The sequence below is a fragment of the Microbaculum marinisediminis genome (genome assembly GCF_025397915.1).
GTDB lineage: Bacteria > Pseudomonadota > Alphaproteobacteria > Rhizobiales > Tepidamorphaceae > Microbaculum > Microbaculum marinisediminis.
The window spans coordinates 25983-46767 of the sequence record NZ_JALIDZ010000013.1 but is presented as its reverse complement, the minus strand read 5'-3'; the positions used below and the strand labels follow the sequence as shown (position 1 = coordinate 46767).

Sequence of the window (20785 nt, the reverse complement as noted above, 5' to 3'; positions counted from 1 at the left end):
ATTCCTGTCTATTGTGACCGTCGATTCGGAAGGAGAGCGCCCATGACAGCGCGCCGCGGGCGATTTGCGGTGATTTTCACGATCCTGGCCGTCCTGGCGGTATCCCTGCCGGCGCATGGCTTCGCGCAAACCGGCACATCCGGCACGGCAGGACAACCGCAAGCCGGCACCGCGCTCTCGGCACCGGCTGCGGCGCAATCCGCGATCGGCCAGCGGGCCGACGCCTGGAAACTCAACCTCGACAACACCCTGCTCGCCATTCAGCGCGACGGCGTGACGGATGAGGAGCTCGCGGCCGCACGGACCGCAGCCGAGGACATCATCGAACAGGCGCGCGCCCTGGCCTCCCAGATCGAGCCCGATGTCGCGGCGATCCAGGCGCGGCTCGATCAACTCGGCCCGGCGCCCGGCGAGAACGATCCGCCGGAGACACCGGACATTGCCGAACGCCGCAGGGCGGAGACAGCCGCGCTGGCGGCGGCGGACGCGACCCTGAAGAAGGTCCGGCTCGCCATCGTCCAGGCCGAGCAGGTCGTTCGCGAAGTTGCGGCCGAGCGACGTGACCGCTTCTCCCGGTCGCTTTTGGTGCGCAACCACAGCATTCTCAATCCGTCTCTCTGGATTGACGGGCTGCAGGACGTTCCGAAAGTCACGCGCGGCTTTACCCTGCTGATCACAGATTCCTGGGCGGTCGCTGTTTCTCGAATGAACGTCGAATCAGCGCTAGTCATCGCCGTGGCATTCATCGTTGCGATCGTGATCGGCGTTTTCGTGCGCCGCTTCATGCGCAAGTTCGCCCCGCCGATCGGCGAAGCCGACACAGAGGTGCCGCGTCTTCAGAAGCTGTCCCGCGCGGTTCTGGTAATGGTGACGGACGGCATCCTACCGGTGGTCGCCATCGCGGTCGTCTATCTGGCGCTGGATACCAGCGGCCTGCTCACGCCCCGCCTGATCGAGATGAACCGCGGCATGTTCGCTGCGGTTGCCAGCTTCAGCTTCCTGTTTGGACTGGCCCGCGGCATCTGTGCGCCGCTGCGGCCGGCCTGGCGCCCCATCAACCTGTCCGATGCCGCTGCAGCCCAGACCGTTGCATCGGTGACCCTGATCGCCGGCGTTCTCGCCGTCGGCGGCTATCTGGAAACGGCCAACGACGTGCTGGTCGCGCCGGTTTCGGTCGAGATCGTAAAGCGCGCTCTGGCCGCTCTGTTGATCGCCGCCCTCATAGCGAGCGCATTGCGGCGGCTTGCCTCCGCCTGGCGCGAGATCCCTCTTGGCGAAGCCGGCCAGACCAGCCTTATCTGGCAATGGATGCACCGCATCATCTGGCTTTCGACCTTCGCCATCTTCGCGGCACTGATCACCGGATTCATCGCGCTCGCCAATTTCCTCGCTATCCAGCTCGTACTGGCCGGCGCCGTGTTCGCGATCGTCTGGCTGCTGCTCGGACTGATAGAAGAAACGGTCAATGCCGTTCTGGTTCCCACCAGCCGTATCGGCAGCTTCGTCGCTTCGGCTTTCGGCATCAGCGAAAGCGGTGTCATGCAGCTCGCTCTGGTGGCGAGCGGCCTGCTGCGCATTCTGGTCGTCATCTGCGGCGCCGTTCTGGTCATGCTGCCCTGGGGCTTCGATACCCGCCAGTGGAACCAATGGATCCAGAATGCCTTCTTCGGCTTCAGGATTGGCGGCGTAACGATTTCGCTGTCGTCGATCCTCGGCGCGCTGATCGTGCTCGTCATCGGCCTGGTGGCGACGCGGGCGATCCAGAGCTGGCTTGCCAATCGCTTCCTGCCCAATACGCAGCTCGATCTGGGCCTGCGCAATTCGATCCGGACCATTGCGGGCTACGCCGGCGTCATCCTCGCCGCGATCCTCTCCGTCACCTATATGGGCCTCAACCTGGAGAACGTCGCTCTGCTGGCCGGTGCCCTGTCCGTCGGCATTGGTTTCGGTCTCCAGTCGATCGTCAGCAACTTCGTTTCAGGCCTTATCCTTCTTGCCGAACGGCCGATAAAGGAAGGCGACTGGATCGTCGTCGGCGCCGAACAGGGCAATGTCCGGAAGATTTCCATCCGCTCGACCGAGATAGAGACCTTCGATCGGGCGACCGTCATCGTCCCCAATTCCGACCTGATTACCGGTACGGTCAAAAACTGGATGCATTCCAACATGATGGGCCGCGTCGTCATCCCCATCGGCGTGGCCTATGGCGCCGATCCGGAGACGGTGCGCGATATCCTGCTCGATATCGCCCGGGGGCATCCCAACGTTCTGGCCTATCCCGAGCCGCGGGTCTATTTCATGGACTTCGGCGACTCCTCGCTCGTGTTCAACCTCTTTGCCTATATCGGCGACGTGAACAACTCGCTGACCGTACGCAGCGACTTCCGGTTCGAGATCCTGAAGCGCTTCCGCGAGGCCAGCATCGAAATTCCGTTCCCGCAGCGCGACATCAACCTGCGCGACATCGACCGGCTCGAGGAAGCGATCGGTGGGCGCTCCCGCTCAACGGAGAAACCGGCCGAATGATCCCGTTCGCGCGCGCGTTCGTTCTGCGGCTGGCCATAGCGGCGGTCGTGCCGACATTGCTGACCGGCTGCTTCGGCCCGGACTCCGGGTCCCGGTCACCGCTCTACGCGAACCTCGCCGAGGTCGCCGGCGACCTCGACGAGGCCTCGGCACTCGGCATGGTTAACGCCTATCGCGCCAAGAACGGCCTGTCGGACGTCACACTCGATGACAGGCTGAACGGCCTCGCGCGCGACTACGCCCGCGATCTCGCGGCAGCCGCCAGCAAAGGCGCGGCGATCCGGCCCGACGGCAAGCTGGAAGCGCGGCTCGCCGCAGCCGGATATGAGACCGCAGAGGTCAAGGAATCGGTCAGCGCCGGCTACTACACGTTGGCCGAGGCGTTTTCCGGCTGGCGCGACAGCGAACCGCACCGGGACACCATGCTGTTCGAGCCCGCCGAGAACCTCGGCATTGCCGCGGTCTATCTGCCCGGCACCAAATACAAGGTCTACTGGGTGCTGATCATGGCCAAGCCCACCTGAGCCCCCCAAAAGGCCGTCTGCCCAGCAGTTTGTTACCCGGAACGTTGCAATAAACCGCTCCGGTTTCTACGATCCGGCCGCCTCTTACGATGAAGGCGCGCCATGCTGCCGAACGCCTCCTCTTACGACGAGCTCGTCAAACGGTTCCGCTGGGACATCCCGGAACGGTTCAATATCGCCCATTTCGCTTGCGACCGCTGGGCCGCGCGGGACCCCGGCCGGGTCGCGATCCTGAACAGGCTGGCCGACGGCTCGGTCGAGAAGATCACCTACGGAACGCTGAGCGACCGCTCGAACCGGTTCGCCAACGCGCTGTCCGCCGCCGGCGTCAAACGTGGCGACCGGGTGGCACTGCTGTTGCCGCAAGGCCCGGAAACGGCGATCGCGCATCTCGCAGCCTACAAACTGGGGGCGATCGTCATACCGCTCGCCATGCTGTTCGGCGTCGACGCGCTCGAATACCGGTTGACCGACTCCGGCGCCTGCGCGCTCGTCACCGGCGCGGACGGCCTTACCAAGATCGCCCGTCTCGAAAATTATCCCGAGACGCTGCACACCATCTTCTCCGTCGACGGGCCCGGCGGGGATAGTCCGGGTGGCGCCGAAGACTTTCACGCAGCCTGCGACCGCGCCTCGCCGCATTTCGAAATCGCGGACACCGGCCGAGACGACCCGGCCCTCATCATCTACACCTCCGGCACCACCGGCGCGGCGAAGGGCGCCTTGCACGGCCATCGCGTCTTCCCTGGCCATCTGCCCGGGGTGGAGATGCCGCACGAATTCTTCCCGCAGCCCGGCGACATCGCCTGGACGCCAGCCGACTGGGCCTGGGCGGGCGGCCTGCTCAATATCCTGTTTCCCGCGCTCTACCACGGCGTGCCGGTCGTCGCCTGCCGGTTCGAGAAGTTCGATCCCGAATTCGCCTTCGCGCTGATGGCCGAGCTCGGCATCCGCAACGCCTTCATCCCGCCGACGGCGCTTCGGATGATGCGCGGCGTCCGCAACCCGCGCGATCGCTGGAACATCTCGCTGCGCACGGTCGGTAGCGGCGGGGAATCGCTGGGCGCCGAGGTCTACGACTGGGCGAAGCAGGCGCTGGGCCTCACCGTCAACGAATTCTACGGTCAGACCGAATGCAATCTGGTGCTGTCCTCCTGCGCGGCCATAGGCGTGTCGAAACCGGGCGCCATCGGCAAGCCGGTGCCCGGCCACGACGTCGCGGTGATCGACGAGGACGGCAACGTTCTCGCTCCCGGCGAGATCGGTCAGATCGCCGTGCGCAGGCCCGATCCGGTGATGTTCCTGGAATACTGGGGCCGGCCCGAGGCGACCGACGACAAGTTCGTCGGCGACTGGATGAAGACCGGCGACCAGGGCCTCGTCGACGAGGAGGGATATTTCTTCTTCGTCGGCCGCGACGACGACGTGATCACCTCGGCCGGATACCGCATCGGCCCCGGCGAGATCGAGGACTGCCTGATCGCCCATCCCGCCGTGGCGCTGGCCGCCGTCGTCGGCAAGCCGGACCCTGTCCGCACGGAGATCGTAAAGGCCTTCATCGTTCCGCGAGAGGGCGTCGAGCCCGACGACGCGCTCGTGACCGATATCCAGGACTTCGTCCGCGACCGGCTGGCCGCCCACGAGTATCCGCGCGAGATCGCGTTCCTCGAGGAGATGCCGCTGACGACGACCGGCAAGGTCATACGCCGCCTGTTGCGCGATAAGAGCTGAGCCCGCGTCGGGCTAGCGCTTGCCGATCGCGGAGAGCGCCCGCTTGGCGAGCCATTCCATCCGACGCCGCCACGTTTCCAGGCGCCCGGCCATCCCCCGCAATCCGCCAAGCGTCGCCGGCGCGATCAGGACATCGGCATAGGGCCGGCGCTGGCGCCACAGCCGCTCGATCATCGGTATACCGGGCAGCGCGCAGGAGTCGTAGGTCTCGTCGTCCCGCGCGGCAATCGCGGCCTGGGTGATCTCGGCGACGAGCTGGACACCCGGGGAATAGGTAGCGAAGTCCTCGTCATAGGCGATCTTCCAGAACCACCAGTCGGTGCCCTCGCCGCAGCTCACCGCGACGGCGACGGGCTTGCCGTCGACCGTGAGCGCATCGACGCGGATCTGTCCGGAAGCCGCCAGGCCCGCGGCGATGGCCTTGAACATCCGCGCGATCTCCGGCGACAACGCTGCCGCCGTCCCCCGTGCGCCCTTCCAGCCGGCGGCCTCCAGCGCCAGGAACGCGTCTATCCCGGCGGCGACCGTGTCAGGGGCCTCGGCGCGGGTCACGGTCACTTCGCCATGATCCGCGAGCCTGCGGCGAAGGCGGCGATATTCCTTCCGCCGTTTGCTGCCAAGCGCGACATCCAGATAGCGCTCATCGACGCTGCCGCCGTCGAACACCGCCCGATGGTAGGCGCCATGACGGCTGAGCGCGGCTTTGCGCAGGCCGGCCGCATCGACAAAGGCCGCGTGCAAGGAGCCGTCTTCCGGCAGGAAGCGGAACAGCCAGGCCGCCGGCGACGTGTCGCCCTCAAGCCAGTCGAGGAAGGCTGCGACGGTCTCCGGGACCGCCTGCCTGTCGACCAGCGGAGCGGAGGACATGGCGTAGGGATGGATGAACGCCTCGCCGACGCTGAGCGGGACGCTCCAGCGCCGCTTCGCGATGAAGGGAAACACGCCGGTCAGCCTACGCCCGGACGGCCCGTCGTCGCACCACACCAGCAGTGCACGAATGGCGGCGCCGGCAACGAGGCCTTCGATCGCCGGCAACGCGAAATCCGGATCGTAGAAGACATTCGGCTCGGCGGCCCGGCCGGCGAGCGCCTTCCAGGCGTCGCGGATGCGGACAAGGCCCTCCCGATCGACCGTTTCGGTGACGAATCGAGCGACTTCGGCGCGCTCCGGCCGCGCGCCGGCGGATGCCGCTTTCGCCGCGCGGTCTGTGCCCTTTCGCATCAGTATCGCACCTGTGTCGACGGATGACGTCGCCATACCGTATTCCCGCACCGGATGTCCGGTGTCCCGTTTCGCGACGCGGATCAGCGCTTGCCGTTCAGAATGAAGACATGCAGGCCGAGCCGCGCCCTTGCCCCGAAGAACAGCAAGATCGATTCCGCGATCAGCGCGAGGCTCGTCGCCCAGGCGGCGCCGGCAAGCCCGAACAGCGGGATCAGGGTGAAGTTGAGCACCAGATTGAGCGCGAAGGCGACCGCGTAGATCAGCGCGCACACGTTCTGCTGGCCGAGCATGTTCATGACCCGGTCCACAGGCCCGACCATCGCCCGCGCCATCAGGCCCAGCACGAGAATGAACAGCAGCGGATAGCCGTCGACGAATTCCGGCCCGAACAGCCACAGCAGCGGCTTGCCGGCCGCGAGCATCGCCAGTGTCGCCGCGAGCGCCGGCCAGAACGTCCAGTTCACGGTATCGCGCACGAAGGCCTCGAGCTTGGCCCGGTCTCCGGTCGCGCCGTACTCAGCATATTTGTGCGCGGAGGCAGCCGTCACCGCGAAGGGGACGAACGAGATCAGCGCCAAGGTCTTCACCGCGGCATAGTAGATGCCGATCTTGTCCGGGCTTTCGTAGATCGACAGCACCAGCACGTCCGTATTGGTGAGTAGCATGTAGAAGCTCTCGACCAGGAAGATCGGCAGAGAGGTGATCACCCACGGCTTCCAGGCGTAAACACGCGCGACTTTCGGCACGCGACGCCGGAGCCGCAGTTCGAGTAACAGCGTTTGCAGCACACCGGTGAACCAGATCGCGCCGATCAGCGCGTAGGCACCGGTGATCGCGTCGGCGCTACCGGCGGCGAGCATGGTGCCGCCGACGATGGCGATGATGATCAGCGGCCGCACCAGATAGGGCAGGGCCAGCGCCAGGTCGATCCACGAGTAGTTGCGCGCGATGCCGTCCTGGACCTCCATCAGCGCATAGGCCGGCAGGCAGACGAGGATCAGGTAGAGCGGCAGCAGGTATTGCCGGTCGATCAGGTCGCCGAACAGCCATAGGCCGAGGGCGCCGAGCAGCGACACTGTCGTGCCGATCGCCACCATCAGCAGGCGGCTGCCGTCCAGGAAACCGCGCAGCAGGCCGGACTGGCCGGCTTCGGCATATTCGGCGATGAACCGCTGGCCTGCCGTCGGAAAGCCCATCGGCAACAGGCCGCCGACGATCACCAGCGTCACGAAGGCGAAGGCGAAGACGCCATATTCATGGCTGCCCAGCCAGCGCGCCAGCAGGATCTGCGAGACGAGCGCGATCGCCGCACTCGACGCACGGATGAAGAAGGCGATGACGGCGGTGCGCTGGGCCAGCGTCCGGTCGGTCTCGGCGCGCAGTATGTCGACGACCAGACGGCGCCCGCGGGCGATCCGCCCGCGCGGCACACCCGCATCGTCCTGCTGGTTCGCGGAGGTTATCTCGCTCACCCTGGCCCCTGTCCTGTCCGGTTCCGGAATACGGGCGGGAGCCTAGATAAAAGCGCTTAAGAAACGGTTCCGGACCGCACGTCAGGCCGGTTCAGGCAGAGAACCCGCCGGAGTCCAGGTAGGCCCGCTCCTCCGGCGTCGACTCGCGGCCGAGAACCGTGTTTCGGTGGGGAAAACGCCCGAAACGGCGTATCGCATCCAGGTGCACCAGCGCGTAGAAGTAGCCATCCTGGTCCGCATGGGCGCGGAAGAAGTCGCAGCAGCGCGCCTGCAGGTCGATATCCTCGGCATGCATGAATGGCATGTAGAAGAAATTGCGCGCTGGCACCGGCCAGAGTTTGTCGTAGCCTGCGGCGATCGCACGTTCGGAAACGCCGACCGCCCGTTCGTCCTGCGCAAAGGCGCGCGGGCTTCCGCGAAGAATATTCCGGGACAACTGGTCGAGCACGATGATGAGGGCAAGCGCCCCTTGCGGCGTGGCTTCCCAATCCTCGAGTCCACCTGACGCGGTGTGTTCAAGCAGGGCTTCGAAGCGCTGGCGACAGGCTTCGTCGAACGCCTCGCCGCCGGCGTACCATTTGGTCGGACCGGCCGACCACCAGAAGTCGAGGACGTCGGTCGGCGTGGCGAGATCGGTCATATGCGAAGTCTCCGTTCGAGATTGCAGGTTGGCAGGTCCCGGAAACCGCTCGGCCTGGCCGCCCGGCATCGGGTCTCGGTCCTAAAGGCGAATAGCCCTGGATTGGATTCGCCCGAAGAGATCGGGATCGATCAGTTCGAAACGGGCGGTATCGGGGTCGTTGAAATAGAGATCGTCGGAGATGCGGGCGGGGTCGAAGCCATCGTTGCGCAGATCCACCTTCTTCTGCTTGAACGTGGTGGTCACTTCCATCTCCTTGCGGATACGCACGAACAACGGCCGGGCATAGGGCGGTAGCTGGGCATTGATATGCTCGCGCAGGCCGGCGAGATCGAGGTCGTCGTCGGCCGCGATCGCCGCCATTCCGGCGCGTCCGTCGTGGCCGGGCACGTGGACGCCATAGACATTCGCCTCGCGAACGCCCGGAAACACATTGATCGTCTCGGCGACCTCTGAGGTCGACACGTTCTCGCCCTTCCAGCGAAACGTGTCGCCGATCCGATCGATGAAATAGAAGTAGCCGACCGCGTCCTTCTTCAGTAGGTCGCCGGTACGGAACCAGGCATCGCCCGTCTCGAACACGTCGCGCAGGATCTTCTTTTCCGTCGCCGATTTGTCCGCGTATCCGTCGAAACGCTGCGCGGGAGCCTTCGGATCGATGAGGATCCGGCCGATCGCCTCGCCGGTTTCGCCCGGCTTGCATTCAATGCAGAAGCCGTCTGCCCCGCGCACGACCGTCTCGGATTCCACATCGAACCGGATGATCCTGGTCATGAACCGCTTTTCCAGCCACTTCGGAATGCGGCCGATGGCGCCGGGGGTACCGTCCAGATTGAAGATCGTGACGTTGCCTTCTGTCGCCGCGTACCACTCTATGATGCGGGGGATCCGGAAGCGCTCCTGGAAGTCGGTCCAGATGTCGGGCCTGAGCCCGTTGCCGTTGCACAGCCGGATCTTGTGCCTGGTCTCGTTGGGATGGGTCGGCGCGTTGAGCAGGTAGCGGCACAGCTCGCCGATATACTGGAACATGGTGCAATCGTAGGCGACCACGTCGTCCCAGAACTGGCGCGCGGAAAACTTCTCCCGGATGAAGCAGGAGCCCCCGTTCATCAGCGCGATGCCTGGCGCGAGCACGCCGCCGGCAGTGTGATAGAGCGGCTGCGCGATGTAGATGCGGTCGCTCTCGCCGGAATGACACGCTGCGGCAAATCCGGCCATGATCGCCTGGACCCGGTAGTGGTTTATCACCGCCGCCTTGGGCAGGCCGGTCGTGCCCGACGTATAGATATAGAGTGCCGGATCATCGATCGTCAGATCGGGTTTTTCGTCATCCGGCAACGGACCGTCCGGCAACTGCTCGAGCACGACCTCGATGGGTTCGCCACCCGGATGCGACTTGCCCGCGACCCACAGGCGCGGCGGCGTTTCGATATGGGTAAGCGCGGACTCGAAATTGGCGACCAGATCGCCGCCGACGAGGATCTGGCGCGCGTTGACGATATTGAGGCAATGCGCCAGCCCGGCGCCGGACAGGTTGGTGTTGATCAGCGCGCAGACACCGCCGACGCGGATGACGCCCATCCATACGGCGAGATATTCCGGCTCGTTCGGCATCATCAGCGCGACCGTGTCGCCCTTGCCGATACCCAGGGAGCGCGCCCAGCGCGCGTACTGATTGGCGCGCGCCTGCAGCTGGCGGTAGGTCAACTGGGTACGATCGCTCAGCAGGGCGACGTTGTCGGCGTATCGGTCGGCCAGGGTATCCAGGATGTCCGGAAACGTACGTGTCCGGTTTTTGACGATAGGCGAAACCCTGCCGAGAATTCGAATGGCCGAAACAAGGTAGATGAATTCGCTGCGCAGCCGTTTAAGGAGCGACATCTCTTCCCCCGCGCCTCCCCCAAGCAGGCACTCTTCCTGATCGAGCGCCGCCAGCGACACTGGTCGCCCTTTGCGTCTTTCCTAGCATTCTGGAACGGCCTAGATAAGAGGGCGCGGGACGAGACCCCACGCGCCGGCGGCTTCTGTCGCCGACAAGACCGCAACGCATTCACGGGCTAAGAGGACGGACCGTTTTGATGAACGAGAAACAGCCGGACTCGTCTGCTGCCGACATTCTGGACGTCAAGGGCCTGATCTGCCCCCTTCCGGTCCTCAAGGCGCGCAAGATCCTGTCGGGTCTCGCCCCCGGGGCCCTGTTGACGGTCGAAGCGACCGATCCGGCCTCGGTGATCGATTTTCCGCACTTCTGTTCGGAAACCGGCCACGCGCTGGTCGAACAATCCGAAACGGAGGGCGTCTATCGCTTCACGATTCGCCGCAAGGCCGGATGACGGTCACCGATTAGCGGTCACCGCATCGGATTGGAACGCGGCCGCACGGTCAAGTCGGACGAACCCGCACTCGCGTTGCTCGGCTTGGCGAACAACTTGAACGGGTTGGTCTTCGGCGCTTCCACGGGGCGCGGACGCGGCAGCGGAACGTCGAACGCGATGACCGGCTTGGCCCCGGGCGTCATCGGTCCCAGGTCGATGGCCGAGGCCGCGGTCAGCGCCAGCGCGGTTCCGGCAGGATTGAGGGACCGCGAGGAATTCGCTTCGACCGTCGCCGCGGGCTCCGTTCCGAAAGACAGGTACTCCGCCGGCGCCTTCTTTTTCTGGCACACATATGGGCGCATATCGACAGGCGCGCCGATGGATGCGGGTCGCGGCAGGCTGTCGATCGTTGGGCGGCCCGACTTGCCGAACAGCGAGAAACCGCTGCCGGCCTCGAAACCGGCTTCCAGAAGCCCGGCCGTCACTTCGTCGCGCAGGCTTGATCGCACGCCGCCGAGCACGACCGCAGCCAGCCTGCGGCCACCGCGCGTGGCGGTCGCAACGATGTTGAACCCGGAGGCGCAGACGTACCCGGTCTTCATGCCGTCGGCGCCGCGGAAACGCCCGATCAGCTTGTTGTGGTTGCGCAGCACCTTCTGGCCGACCTGGATCGACTGGATTTCAAAAAAGGCCTGGTACTGGGGATAATCGCGGATCATCGCCCGGGTCAGCAGTGCGAGGTCGTGGGCGGTGGTCACCTGCCGTTCGTCATGCAAACCGTGCGAATTGACGTACCGCGTGTCCCACATGCCCAGACGCCGGGCCGTGGAATTCATCTTTGCGACGAAAACGTCGTAATTGCCGCCAACCGCCTCCGCCAGCGCGACCGCGATATCGTTGGCCGACTTCACCATGAGGATGCGTAGCGCGTATTCGATGCTGATTTCCGTGCCAACCGGAAAACCCATCTTGCTGGGCGGCTGCGACAGGGCCAGTTCCGAAACGCGGACCGGCGATTTCATCGTGACGGTACCGTCGCGGATCGCCTCGAAGGTGACGTAGGCCGTCATGATCTTGGTGAGCGACGCCGGATGCCACGGCGTGTAGGCCCCGTAAGCGTGCAGGACTTCTCCCGTTCCGGTATCGAACACCAGCGCCGGGCCGGCACGCCCTGCAGTCGGCGCGAGAACCAAGCTTGAGGCGGCGAACAGAACCGCAGCCGCAACGTGCCGCCAGCACCACCCGCCTCGCCGTCGGTTATGCCCAGAATAGACCATGACCCTTGTTAACGGGATTCCAGGGTCGACGCAAAGGTTGCGGCGCCACAACGCGGGAAAACTTAGGCAGCTTCAGATTCAGCAGGCACCTCGGAGGCGACCGTCAGATCGACTTTCAGCCGTATTGCGAGTTGGTTGGTCCCGTCCTTGCCGGTCATCGCCATCAGCGCCCCGCCCTGCCGGCGACACAGGACGCCGAGCGCGCCAAGCAGGATCGCCATGTCGACATCGGAGGCGATCTCGACATCGGCACCGTCTTCCGTGATTTCACGGAAGACGATAGCCACGTCGTCGCCGCCACCGGTGGCGGAAATCGCGATACGAGCGTCCGCGGCGCCGCTGCGACGCCGCACCACCTCCAGCGCCGTGTCGAAAAGGCGACGCAGGTCGGCCGGCACACCCTTGACCGGCGGCAGGTCGCCGATCTCCAGGCCCGAGGGCACAGGTTCGCCGTCCGCGGCCAATCTTTCCATCCACGTGTCTATCAGGCCACGCGGCTGCAACGTAACCGGACTGGGGCGCGCCGTACCGGTATCGTCCATTTCGGTGATGACGAGGCAGGCATCGAAATTGCGGCGCATCAGTCGCAGATCGCTGACCAGGTCCGTGACGCGCCGTTCGGCGGCTTCGCGCCGATGCACTTCGGCGCGCACCTGATCGACCAGATCACGCATGTCGACGAAGATCAGAAAGCGCCGCAGCACCGTCCCATCGGCGCGATTGACCGTGTCACCCGCGACCAGACACGGGAAATTCTCGGGCTCCTGGAGTATCTCTCCTGGACCGAGCATCCTGCCGCGGCCGGCGAACTCGACGCAATCCACCGCCTCGTCCCCGAACCGGAACAGGCTAGTGGGATCACGATTGAGCAGACCGGTGAAATTGCGTTCCCCGAACAACGCAAGCGCGGCCTGGTTCGCCGAAATCAGGTGCCCCTGCTCCGAGAAGGTGAGGATGCCGTGGGGCGACGTCTCGAGGATCGTCACCGCGGCGGCGAGCTCGTCGGTAAAGGTCGTGGATGTCAGAAACAGCAGCTGGTCGACCGCGCGCGCCAGCGCGCCGATCTCGTCTGTGCGCGAGATGCCCGTGCGAACCGCGCCGGAGTCTTCCGGCGCGTTGAGCGTCAGATCGACCACTTTGCGGATCGTTGCGACCGGCCGCACCACCTGATTGGCGACGATCAGCGCGGTGAGCACGCTCAAGACGACGGCCACCGCAAGCAGCAGCATCGCCTGCTGGAACAGATTTGCGGACAGCTTCCGCCAGTCCTCGGCCGCGTTCAGCCGCAGGATCACACCGTAGGGCAACCGCGATTGCTCGGGCGAGATGAAGATGTCGAATGCACCCGTGGCTGGAGAGAAGCGGACGACTTCGCCGTTCAGCCGCGCCTCCGCCCATGTCAGGCCGGGAACCGTTCCGAAGACGGCGCGGTCTTCACCCGCGCCACTGATGACCACCCCGCCATCGACCTTGGTGTTGCGCACAAGGTTCTCGCCCATCCGGGTCAGCGCTTCGATCCCCGGATACGCAGTCGAATCGACCGCCGCGGCGAACAGTGACAGCGCCTCTGCCGTCCGTTCGCGGACGAAGTCGTTTCTGTCGGTGTGATAGACGAATATCGTGACCGCGGCGTTGAGCACGATCACCGCCAGGAAGACGACGAGCGCAACCCGCCGGCAAACGCTCCCCGTGAGCGCCGACAATATCGAGGACGGATGCACCGTTTTCTTCAGTATCGTTCTCATACGAGACGACCCCTGCCGTTAGGCATACGGGGCGCATCGTCCCGGATCCGCTTGAAAATCCGGTAAACGGCCGCGAGCGGCTATTTCTCTCGATATTCGCCGTCAGGCTGGCAGCGTCATCACCACCCGCAACCCACCGGAAGGCCGGTTCTCCAGCCAGATGTCGCCACCGTGCGACCGGAGGATCGAGCGGGCGACGGCTAGGCCCAGACCGATGCCTCCGGTTTCCCGGCTTCGCGATGCCTCGCCGCGCACGAAGGGTTCGAACACCCGTTCGAGATCGCCTTCGGGCAGCCCCGGACCATCGTCCTCGACCAGGACCCGCGCTTCGGACGGGGTCTGCGTCATGTCGACGGTGACATGCGCCCGTTCGCCGTAGCGCACGGCGTTCTCGATGACATTGCGGATGGCGCGGCGAAGCGCCACCGTACGCCCGCGCACGACCGGACGCGCCGCCTCGGTCACCGCGATGCTCTGGCCGAGTTCGACGAGATCGGCGGCGAGGCTGTCGACAAGCGCGGCGAGATCGATCGAGCGGGTCTCCTCTTCGGCCTGATCTGCGCGCACGAAGGCCAGTGTCGCCTCCGTCATGTGCTGCATCTCCTCGACCGTCTCGATCATCTTCTCGCGCATCTCGACGTCATCGAGCAGTTCGGCGCGAAGTCGGAGACTGGTGAGCGGCGTCCTGAGGTCGTGCGAGATCGCCGCCAGCATGTGCGTGCGATCACGCACGAACCGATCGAGGCGTTCGCGCATCTCGTTGAAGGCACGAACCGAGCGCCGTGCCTCCTCCGGGCCCGTTTCGGGCAGCGCGCCAACCGCCTCGCCACGACCAAGCCCTTCGGCTGCGTCCGCAAGGGCGCGCATCGGCCGCACGATCCGGCGTGCCACCAGCATCGCCGCCACCAGTGTGGCGACAGTGGATATCAGCAGGCTGACAAACAGCGGTCGACCGAACGGCCGGGGACCGGGCGGCGGCGCCGTCGCGATATTCATCCAGCCGCCGCCTTCGAGCGCGATCGCCGCCTTGAACCAGCCGATCCTCTGCGGCGGAGGCGGCCGGCCGTCCCGGAACGACCACCAATGCGGCCTGTCCCCCGGTCTCTCCACGCCGATGGCGACACGCACGGAGCCGCGCGGCAGTTGGAGCGCGACCGCCAGTTCCGTGGCCAGGAAGTCCGATACCTTGTCCCGCCCGCCTCGGGTGCTCGGCTTGTCGCTCCCCCAGAACTTGACCCGCGGCTCGCTTGCCGCTTCCAGCAGACGCCCGTGCATGGCGGGCGGGATATCCTGCAGGAGTCGTTTAAGAGTGATGGCGCGCTCGACCACGGACTCCTGGTAGGACTGCTGCGCGGCGCGCATGCGCTCGCCGGCGAACAACACGAATGTCACGATCTGGGCGACCAGCAGGGCCAGAAACAGGAGCAGCGCAAGCTGGCCCGAGAAGCTTTTCGGTAGTAGCTTCATTGGCGCTCGACATCCGCCGAGAACGCGTAACCGCCGCCCCAGATCGTCTTGATCAGCTTGGGCTCCTTGGGCTCGTCCTCGATCTTGCGCCGCAGGCGACTGACCTGATTGTCGATCGACCGGTCGAAGGGAACCGCGTCTCGCCCGCGCGTGATATCGAGCAGCTGGTCGCGGCTGAGCACCATACCGGGCCTGTCGAGGAACGCGACGAGCAGCCGGAACTCGCCCGTCGACAGCGAGACGGCCACGCCGTCGGCACGGATGAGTTCCCGCCGCGCCGGGTCGAGCGCCCAGCCGGCGAACCGGTATGTCCCGCCCGTCCCGGGCTCGCGGTTGGGCGGCATCGCCTCGGTACGTCGCAGAACCGAACGGATCCGTGCCAGCAGCTCGCGCGGATTGAACGGCTTGGTCAGGTAGTCGTCGGCACCGATCTCGAGCCCGACGATACGGTCGGTCTCTTCGGCCATCGCCGTCAGAAGAATGACCGGTATCTGTGTCGATTCCCTGAGATAGCGGCAAAGCGACAACCCGTCTTCGCCGGGCATCATGACATCGAGCACCACCAGGTCGATGGCCGACGTTGCCAATGCGGACCGTGCGGCCCGCGCGTCTTCCGACGCCGTCGCGCGAAAGCCGTTCTTAACGAGATAGCGGCTGACCAGTTCGCGAATATCGCGATGGTCGTCGACCACGAGTATGTGCGGCTTGCCGTTCATGCCCTTGTGATACATCCACTGGCGGCCCACGCGCAGCCGAATGTGTATCAATTCGTACGTCGCCGTCGATGCCCGTCCGCCGCGGCCCCGGCGCCGACACGGGGCCGGCGGGCTCTAGATGACCGCGAAGCCCGCCGCCGGAGGGATACAAACTGATACAAAACAGGCTCCTGCCGACAAACTCCCGCGACGTCTGCGCGTTTCAATGCGCTCATCGAAAGACGAGCAATTGGAGTGAAGAATGAAAACCTCCACCAAACTACTGGCTGCCGCCGGCGCCGTCCTCGCGGTCGTCGGGGTCGGCTCGGCGGTCTACGCCGACAGCGGCTGGCGCGGCCACGGCTTCGGCCCCTGCCGCGACGGCGGAATGCGCGGCATGATGCATGGCGAACGCGGCCGGATGGGTCACGGGGTCGGCGGGCATTTCGGAGGCCCGATGGGCGGCATGATGGGCCCGATGGTCGCCAAGCGCATGTTCGAGCTCGCGGACACGGACAAGGACGGAAAGCTGACCCAGGCGGAAATCGACGCCGCCCGTACCCAGCGGTTCGACACCTACGACACAAACGGCGACGGGAAGCTCTCTCTCACCGAATTCTCAGCGCTGTTCAGCGAGATTACCGAGCCGGCGACGGTGCGGGCCTTCCAGTTCCTCGATCCCGACGGCGACGCCGAGATAACGAAGGAAGAGTTCGACACGCCGAGCACGAGGCTGGTCGAACGCTTCGACCGCAACGGCGACGGCGTCCTGTCTCGCGACGATCGCCCCGGCGACTTCGATCGGGGACGGGACAGTCGCGGCGGTTATGGCCCCAAGGACGGGATGCGCCGCGGCCCGCAGCAGGGGACCGAAAACTAGGGTTTCGTCCCTGACCTCAGTTTCCGCCTTGCTCTCGCAGACAGGCAAGGCGGGAATGCGCGGCCCGGCCATTGCCCCCGTCCGGGCCGCGCCTTTTTAGGCGTCGATCGCTATGGTTAAAACGGTCCTTTGATGAAAAGGCCCGTTTTGATCGTATACGAGTATTAAATCTTTTTGTTCCAAGCTGACCCGTATGCGTGCGGTTATCGTGGTGTTCATAATCACCTTGGCCGTCGTCTGGGACGTGGGACAAAATCACGGTTACTATATCAAGACCGTATCGACCCAGGTTTCCCAGACAATGCGGACCATAGGGATTCTCTAGCGACGCGACCCGACGGTTTCGGCGGAACCCGGTTCTTTAACCAAAAACACGCCTCCGGATATCCGAAAGATCGAAACCAGCGCTGGCGGCGCACGGTGAAGTGTGCCTGCGCAAGCACGCCCTGGTTCTCCCGCCTCGCCCTCTGGAATCGCCCCCCGCCGGGGCCTGCATCGCCGGGCGGCAGCGACCCGCCGCTCGCCGGACCAGCATCGGCGCGGAGGCTAAGTGTCTGGAGAGATTGAGGAGTGGTGCCCCTGGCCGGACTCGAACCAGCACTTCCTTGCGGAAAGCAGATTTTGAGTCTGCCGCGTCTACCAATTCCGCCACAGGGGCACGGCGCGCGATCATAGGGTTCGCGGGCCCATCGTCAACGCTTTCATACGACGATGCGCGACACGCGACGTCGCCGATGGACTTAGCCCCGGAAACCGCGTACATCCGCCCGCCATGCTGCGCCAACTCTACGATCGAACAATGGCTCTCGCCGCCAGCCGCCACGCCACCTGGGCATTGGCGGGGATCTCCTTTTCGGAGAGCTCGTTCTTCCCGGTCCCGCCGGACGTCTTGCTGATCCCAATGGTCCTGGCCAAGCGGGCGAAGGCGTTTTTCTACGCCACGATCTGCACGCTCGCCTCGGTCCTCGGCGGCATCGCCGGCTGGCTTATCGGCGCGTTCCTGTTTGACGCCTTGGCGGAGCCGATCCTGCAGTTCTACGGTTACGCGGACAAGTTCGAGGAGTTCGCCGCCCGCTACAACGAATACGGCGCCTGGATCGTGTTCTTCGCCGGCCTGACGCCGTTCCCCTACAAGGTGATCACGATCGCCAGCGGCGCCACCGGCCTGCCGATGCCGGTCTTCCTGGTCGCCAGTGCCCTTTCCCGGGGGCTTCGTTTTTTCGCAGTATCCGCCCTGCTATGGTGGCTCGGCCCGCCGATCCGCGACTTCATAGAGCGTCGGCTCGGACTGCTGTTCACGATCTTCGTGATTCTGCTGTTTGGCGGATTCGTCGTCGCGCGTTATCTGCTGTGATCCCCGGCCGCGATCGGCCAAACCCGGATGGATGCATGAGCAACGCCCCCAACTTCGGCACGCCGGTCGGCCGCGCCTCGGCCGCGGTGATTCTCGTGGGAGCCGCGACCATCATCGGCGCCTGGGCTTTCCAGATGGCCGGTTACGTGCCCTGTCCGCTCTGCCTCCAGCAGCGCATTCCCTACTATATCGGCGTTCCGCTCGCTTTCGTGGCCTTCGTCACCGCCCGCCGTATGCCGGGATCGACGGTTCCCCGGAGCCTGATCGGGATCGTCGGCCTCCTGTTTCTGGGTGGTGCGGGCCTTGCCGCCTATCACGCCGGGGTCGAGTGGAAATTCTGGCCGGGCCCGACCGACTGCGCGGCCGGTGCGGGGCGCGCGCTCGACACCGGCAACCTGCTGGAAAGCCTCAACGACGTCGTGCTCGTACGCTGCGACGAAGCGGCCTGGCAGCTCTTCGGCCTGTCGCTCGCGGGCTACAATTTTCTGATTTCGGCGGCGCTTGCCGCGATTTCGCTGGGCGCGGCGTTCAAGCGCGCCCGGTAAACACGCGCCCGGTAAGCAGGCCCCACGCAAACACGCCCCAGGCGAACACGCGCCAACCCTACGGCTCCAGCTCGGTATCCCAGTAGAGATAGTCTAGCCAGCTCTCGTGCAGATAGTTCGGGGGGAACAGCCGGCCGTTCTTCTGCAGGTCGAACACCGTCGGCCGATACGGCATCTGCGCCGGCCACATGTTGGTCTTGCGCGGGTGATGGCCGCCCTTCCTCAGGTTACAGGGCGAGCAGGCGGCGACGACGTTCTCCCAGGTGGTCTGGCCACCCAGCGCACGCGGGATCAGATGATCGAAGGTGAGGTCGTCGGAAGAGCCGCAATACTGGCAGCTGAAGCGGTCTCGGAGAAAAACGTTGAAGCGGGTGAAGGCGGGGTGACGGGCGGGACGGACATATTCTCTCAGAGATACGACACTGGGCAGGCGTATCTCCGAGCTGGGACTTCGTACGGTCCGTTCGTACTCCGAGACGATGTTCACCCGATCGAGGAACACCGCCTTCACCGCGTCCTGCCAACACCACAAAGACAACGGAAAGTAGCTCAGCGGACGGAAGTCCGCGTTCAGGACCAGTGCCGGACATGCCTCTGGTGAGACGACCGTCAAGATCTCTCCTCTCCAGCGTAGCTTCGACCCGCCCCTGATGTGGGAGAATCCGGAGCGGACGAGACAACATATGGTATGCGTATAATATATGCGCCGTGTCAGTCTTGTGAAGCTGTCTCATAAAGGCGTCGTTGCCGGTCCGATCCGACAATACGCCCATCAGACAGGCGCGCCGGAACCGCCCTTCAAGACCCGGTAGTATGCCCAGAACAAGAGCGCCGCGGCGCCACGCAAAGGCCGCCAGCGCGCCCCGATTTCCGCCATTTCCCTGGCATATGGCCGATGCGCGAGGCCGCTCGCGGCGCCGACCGCGTGTTGCAGGGCAAGATCGCCGGCAGGCCACGCATCGGCATGGCCGAGGCAGAACATCAGATAGATATCCGCCGTCCACGGACCGATGCCGTGCACCGCGCAAAGCGCCGCATGCGCATCTTCGGCCGCGAGGGATCGAAGTGATTCGAATCGCAGCGCACCGGTCTCGGCCGCCTCGGCGACGGCGCGGAGCGTCCGGATCTTGGGGCGAGACAATCCTGCCTCGCGTAGCGTCTCGTCCGAGGCAGCCGCCAGTGCGCACGCCTCGAACGGCTCCACGGCCGTCCTCAGCCTGGCCCAGATCGCCGCTGCACTCGCCGTCGACACCTGCTGCGCGACGACGATGTGGGCCAGCCCCTCGAACCCCGGCTCGCGCCGCCGCGGTGCCGGCACGCCGGTTTCGGTGAGCACGCGGGCGATCACCGGATCGCCCGCGGCAAGCGTCTCGAGCGCGCGCGCGATGTCGTCGGACGTTTCGAGTCGGGGGATGGTCACAGACATGGGCGCGAGACTAGCGGCAGCCTTTCGACGCGCATACCCATTTGCAGTTGCGCCACTAACGCGTATCTCTTGCCGTCATGTCGCCTCCCGTCCTGCGTTTCGCACCGAGCCCGACCGGTGCGCTGCACCTTGGCCACGCTCTTTCGGCGCTGCTGACCCACGACGCGGCCCGCGCTCGCGGCGGCCGCTTTCTGTTGCGCATCGAGGATATCGACCGGACCCGGTGCCGCCCGGCGTTCGAGCAGGGCATCCAAGACGACCTCGCCTGGCTCGGTCTCGCCTGGGAACGACCGGTGCGCCGCCAGTCCGACAATTTCGCCGACTACCGCGCCGCTGCCCGGGAGCTTGCCAACCTGGGACTGCTCTACCCGTGCACATGCACCCGCGCAGAGATCGCGGGGACGGTCGCCGCCCTGGAGGAGACCGAGGGACCCTGGCCGCGCGATCCCGACGGCACGCCACTCTATCCCGGCACCTGCCGGCCGCACGAGCCGGTGCGCCCCGATATCGGTCTGGCGGAAGCTGGCCACCACGCCCTGCGGCTCGATATGAGACGCGCGGCGGCTCTCGCCGGGTCGCTATCCTGGATCGAGCATGGCGATGCCTTCTATGACCGGGCCTCTGCTCCGGTGGAACACATCGTCGCCGAACCGGCCCGGTGGGGCGACGTCGTCATCTGCCGAAAGGAAACACCGACGAGCTACCATCTGTCGGTGACTGTCGACGACGCGCTGCAGGGTATCACCCACGTTACCCGCGGGCGCGACCTGTACGACGCGACCGCGATCCACCGCCTTCTCCAGACGCTGCTGGGTCTGCCCGCGCCAAACTACGCCCATCACCGGCTCCTGATGAACGACGACGGCCACAAACTGTCCAAGACGCGCGGCGACACGGGCCTGGCCGCCTTGCGCGACGCCGGCAGGACGCCCGCGGATATCCGACGGATGGTAGGGCTTTAGGC

18 protein-coding genes and 1 tRNA gene are annotated in these 20785 nt (G+C 65.4%); 8 read left to right on the top strand and 11 right to left on the bottom strand.

The window, feature by feature from the left end:
* The first annotated feature begins 42 nt into the window (after positions 1-42).
* From MUB46_RS22130 to MUB46_RS22120, 3 genes are all read left to right on the top strand, one after another.
* A complete protein-coding gene (locus MUB46_RS22130) occupies positions 43-2526 on the top strand; it encodes a DUF3772 domain-containing protein (RefSeq protein WP_261618150.1) in 2484 nt (827 codons plus the stop codon).
* A complete protein-coding gene (locus MUB46_RS22125) occupies positions 2523-3050 on the top strand; it encodes a CAP domain-containing protein (protein WP_261618149.1) in 528 nt (175 codons plus the stop codon). Before MUB46_RS22130 ends, MUB46_RS22125 begins: the two co-directional genes overlap by 4 nt.
* 102 nt (positions 3051-3152) lie before the next feature.
* Positions 3153-4781 (top strand): acyl-CoA synthetase, encoded by a 1629-nt coding sequence (locus MUB46_RS22120; protein WP_261618148.1) that lies wholly within the window; start codon positions 3153-3155, stop codon positions 4779-4781.
* Between the two features lie 12 nt (positions 4782-4793).
* Here MUB46_RS22120 and MUB46_RS22115 read toward each other — a convergent pair whose 3' ends face one another.
* The 4 genes from MUB46_RS22115 to MUB46_RS22100 form a co-directional block, all read right to left on the bottom strand.
* On the bottom strand, positions 4794-6002 hold the full coding sequence (locus tag MUB46_RS22115; protein ID WP_261618147.1) for a GNAT family N-acetyltransferase: 1209 nt from the start codon (positions 6000-6002) through the stop codon (positions 4794-4796).
* An 83-nt stretch (positions 6003-6085) separates the two neighbouring features.
* Entirely contained in the window at positions 6086-7477 is a 1392-nt protein-coding gene (locus MUB46_RS22110; RefSeq protein WP_261618146.1) for a lipopolysaccharide biosynthesis protein, read from the bottom strand.
* Positions 7478-7568: 91 nt separating this feature from the next.
* Complete coding sequence (locus tag MUB46_RS22105; protein WP_261618145.1) at positions 7569-8117, bottom strand: DUF924 family protein; 549 nt, start codon at positions 8115-8117, stop codon at positions 7569-7571.
* A gap of 81 nt (positions 8118-8198) precedes the next feature.
* Positions 8199-9998: a long-chain-acyl-CoA synthetase gene (locus tag MUB46_RS22100; protein WP_261618144.1), complete on the bottom strand. Its 1800-nt coding sequence runs from the start codon at positions 9996-9998 to the stop codon at positions 8199-8201.
* A 197-nt stretch (positions 9999-10195) separates the two neighbouring features.
* Here MUB46_RS22100 and MUB46_RS22095 point away from each other — a divergent pair, with 197 nt between their 5' ends.
* On the top strand, positions 10196-10450 hold the full coding sequence (locus MUB46_RS22095; RefSeq protein ID WP_261618143.1) for a sulfurtransferase TusA family protein: 255 nt from the start codon (positions 10196-10198) through the stop codon (positions 10448-10450).
* 17 nt (positions 10451-10467) lie between these two features.
* Here the strand turns inward: MUB46_RS22095 and MUB46_RS22090 are convergent, their stop codons facing one another.
* From MUB46_RS22090 to MUB46_RS22075, 4 genes are all read right to left on the bottom strand, one after another.
* Complete coding sequence (locus MUB46_RS22090; protein ID WP_261618142.1) at positions 10468-11709, bottom strand: D-alanyl-D-alanine carboxypeptidase family protein; 1242 nt, start codon at positions 11707-11709, stop codon at positions 10468-10470.
* A gap of 62 nt (positions 11710-11771) precedes the next feature.
* The gene (locus MUB46_RS22085) at positions 11772-13454 is read right to left on the bottom strand and encodes a PAS domain-containing protein (protein WP_261618141.1); all 1683 of its coding nucleotides are present in this window, start codon (positions 13452-13454) and stop codon (positions 11772-11774) included.
* Between the two features lie 102 nt (positions 13455-13556).
* Entirely contained in the window at positions 13557-14921 is a 1365-nt protein-coding gene (locus MUB46_RS22080) for an ATP-binding protein (RefSeq protein ID WP_261618140.1), read from the bottom strand.
* Positions 14918-15637, bottom strand: coding sequence for a response regulator (locus MUB46_RS22075; protein WP_261618263.1), 720 nt, complete (start codon positions 15635-15637; stop codon positions 14918-14920). The genes MUB46_RS22080 and MUB46_RS22075 overlap by 4 nt, the downstream gene beginning before the upstream one ends.
* A gap of 241 nt (positions 15638-15878) precedes the next feature.
* Between MUB46_RS22075 and MUB46_RS22070 the strand changes: the two genes are divergently transcribed.
* Positions 15879-16496 carry an EF-hand domain-containing protein gene (locus MUB46_RS22070; protein WP_261618139.1) on the top strand — a complete coding sequence of 206 codons (618 nt, stop codon included), beginning with the start codon at positions 15879-15881 and terminating at the stop codon, positions 16494-16496.
* Between the two features lie 571 nt (positions 16497-17067).
* Here MUB46_RS22070 and MUB46_RS22065 read toward each other — a convergent pair.
* Positions 17068-17154: transfer RNA gene (locus MUB46_RS22065), tRNA-Leu, on the bottom strand.
* A gap of 114 nt (positions 17155-17268) precedes the next feature.
* On the opposite strand from MUB46_RS22065, the gene MUB46_RS22060 reads away from it, so the two are divergent.
* Together MUB46_RS22060 and MUB46_RS22055 are read left to right on the top strand one after the other, a co-directional pair.
* On the top strand, positions 17269-17850 hold the full coding sequence (locus tag MUB46_RS22060; RefSeq protein ID WP_261618138.1) for a YqaA family protein: 582 nt from the start codon (positions 17269-17271) through the stop codon (positions 17848-17850).
* Positions 17851-17885: 35 nt separating this feature from the next.
* On the top strand, positions 17886-18395 hold the full coding sequence (locus MUB46_RS22055) for a disulfide bond formation protein B (protein WP_261618137.1): 510 nt from the start codon (positions 17886-17888) through the stop codon (positions 18393-18395).
* A gap of 58 nt (positions 18396-18453) precedes the next feature.
* On the opposite strand, the gene MUB46_RS22050 is transcribed toward MUB46_RS22055, so the two are convergent.
* Together MUB46_RS22050 and MUB46_RS22045 are read right to left on the bottom strand one after the other, a co-directional pair.
* The gene (locus tag MUB46_RS22050) at positions 18454-19011 is read right to left on the bottom strand and encodes an HNH endonuclease (protein ID WP_261618262.1); all 558 of its coding nucleotides are present in this window, start codon (positions 19009-19011) and stop codon (positions 18454-18456) included.
* Between the two features lie 156 nt (positions 19012-19167).
* Entirely contained in the window at positions 19168-19821 is a 654-nt protein-coding gene (locus MUB46_RS22045; RefSeq protein ID WP_261618136.1) for a DNA-3-methyladenine glycosylase family protein, read from the bottom strand.
* A gap of 77 nt (positions 19822-19898) precedes the next feature.
* On the opposite strand from MUB46_RS22045, the gene gluQRS reads away from it, so the two are divergent.
* Entirely contained in the window at positions 19899-20783 is an 885-nt protein-coding gene (gluQRS, locus tag MUB46_RS22040; RefSeq protein ID WP_261618135.1) for a tRNA glutamyl-Q(34) synthetase GluQRS, read from the top strand.
* The last annotated feature ends 2 nt before the right edge of the window (positions 20784-20785 follow it).

What these genes read in the sequence shown, in the direction of transcription:
- MUB46_RS22115 (WP_261618147.1), bottom strand. Translation starts at nt 6,002, where the DNA reads ATGCGAAAGGGCACAGACCGCGCGGCGAAAGCGGCATCCGCCGGCGCG.
- MUB46_RS22100 (WP_261618144.1), bottom strand. Translation starts at nt 9,998, where the DNA reads ATGTCGCTCCTTAAACGGCTGCGCAGCGAATTCATCTACCTTGTTTCG.
- MUB46_RS22105 (WP_261618145.1), bottom strand. Translation starts at nt 8,117, where the DNA reads ATGACCGATCTCGCCACGCCGACCGACGTCCTCGACTTCTGGTGGTCG.
- MUB46_RS22055 (WP_261618137.1), top strand. Translation starts at nt 17,886, where the DNA reads ATGAGCAACGCCCCCAACTTCGGCACGCCGGTCGGCCGCGCCTCGGCC.
- MUB46_RS22095 (WP_261618143.1), top strand. Translation starts at nt 10,196, where the DNA reads ATGAACGAGAAACAGCCGGACTCGTCTGCTGCCGACATTCTGGACGTC.
- MUB46_RS22125 (WP_261618149.1), top strand. Translation starts at nt 2,523, where the DNA reads ATGATCCCGTTCGCGCGCGCGTTCGTTCTGCGGCTGGCCATAGCGGCG.
- MUB46_RS22120 (WP_261618148.1), top strand. Translation starts at nt 3,153, where the DNA reads ATGCTGCCGAACGCCTCCTCTTACGACGAGCTCGTCAAACGGTTCCGC.
- MUB46_RS22075 (WP_261618263.1), bottom strand. Translation starts at nt 15,637, where the DNA reads ATGAACGGCAAGCCGCACATACTCGTGGTCGACGACCATCGCGATATT.
- MUB46_RS22080 (WP_261618140.1), bottom strand. Translation starts at nt 14,921, where the DNA reads ATGAAGCTACTACCGAAAAGCTTCTCGGGCCAGCTTGCGCTGCTCCTG.
- MUB46_RS22130 (WP_261618150.1), top strand. Translation starts at nt 43, where the DNA reads ATGACAGCGCGCCGCGGGCGATTTGCGGTGATTTTCACGATCCTGGCC.
- MUB46_RS22070 (WP_261618139.1), top strand. Translation starts at nt 15,879, where the DNA reads ATGAAAACCTCCACCAAACTACTGGCTGCCGCCGGCGCCGTCCTCGCG.
- MUB46_RS22060 (WP_261618138.1), top strand. Translation starts at nt 17,269, where the DNA reads ATGCTGCGCCAACTCTACGATCGAACAATGGCTCTCGCCGCCAGCCGC.
- MUB46_RS22085 (WP_261618141.1), bottom strand. Translation starts at nt 13,454, where the DNA reads ATGAGAACGATACTGAAGAAAACGGTGCATCCGTCCTCGATATTGTCG.
- gluQRS (WP_261618135.1), top strand. Translation starts at nt 19,899, where the DNA reads ATGTCGCCTCCCGTCCTGCGTTTCGCACCGAGCCCGACCGGTGCGCTG.
- MUB46_RS22090 (WP_261618142.1), bottom strand. Translation starts at nt 11,709, where the DNA reads ATGGTCTATTCTGGGCATAACCGACGGCGAGGCGGGTGGTGCTGGCGG.
- MUB46_RS22045 (WP_261618136.1), bottom strand. Translation starts at nt 19,821, where the DNA reads ATGTCTGTGACCATCCCCCGACTCGAAACGTCCGACGACATCGCGCGC.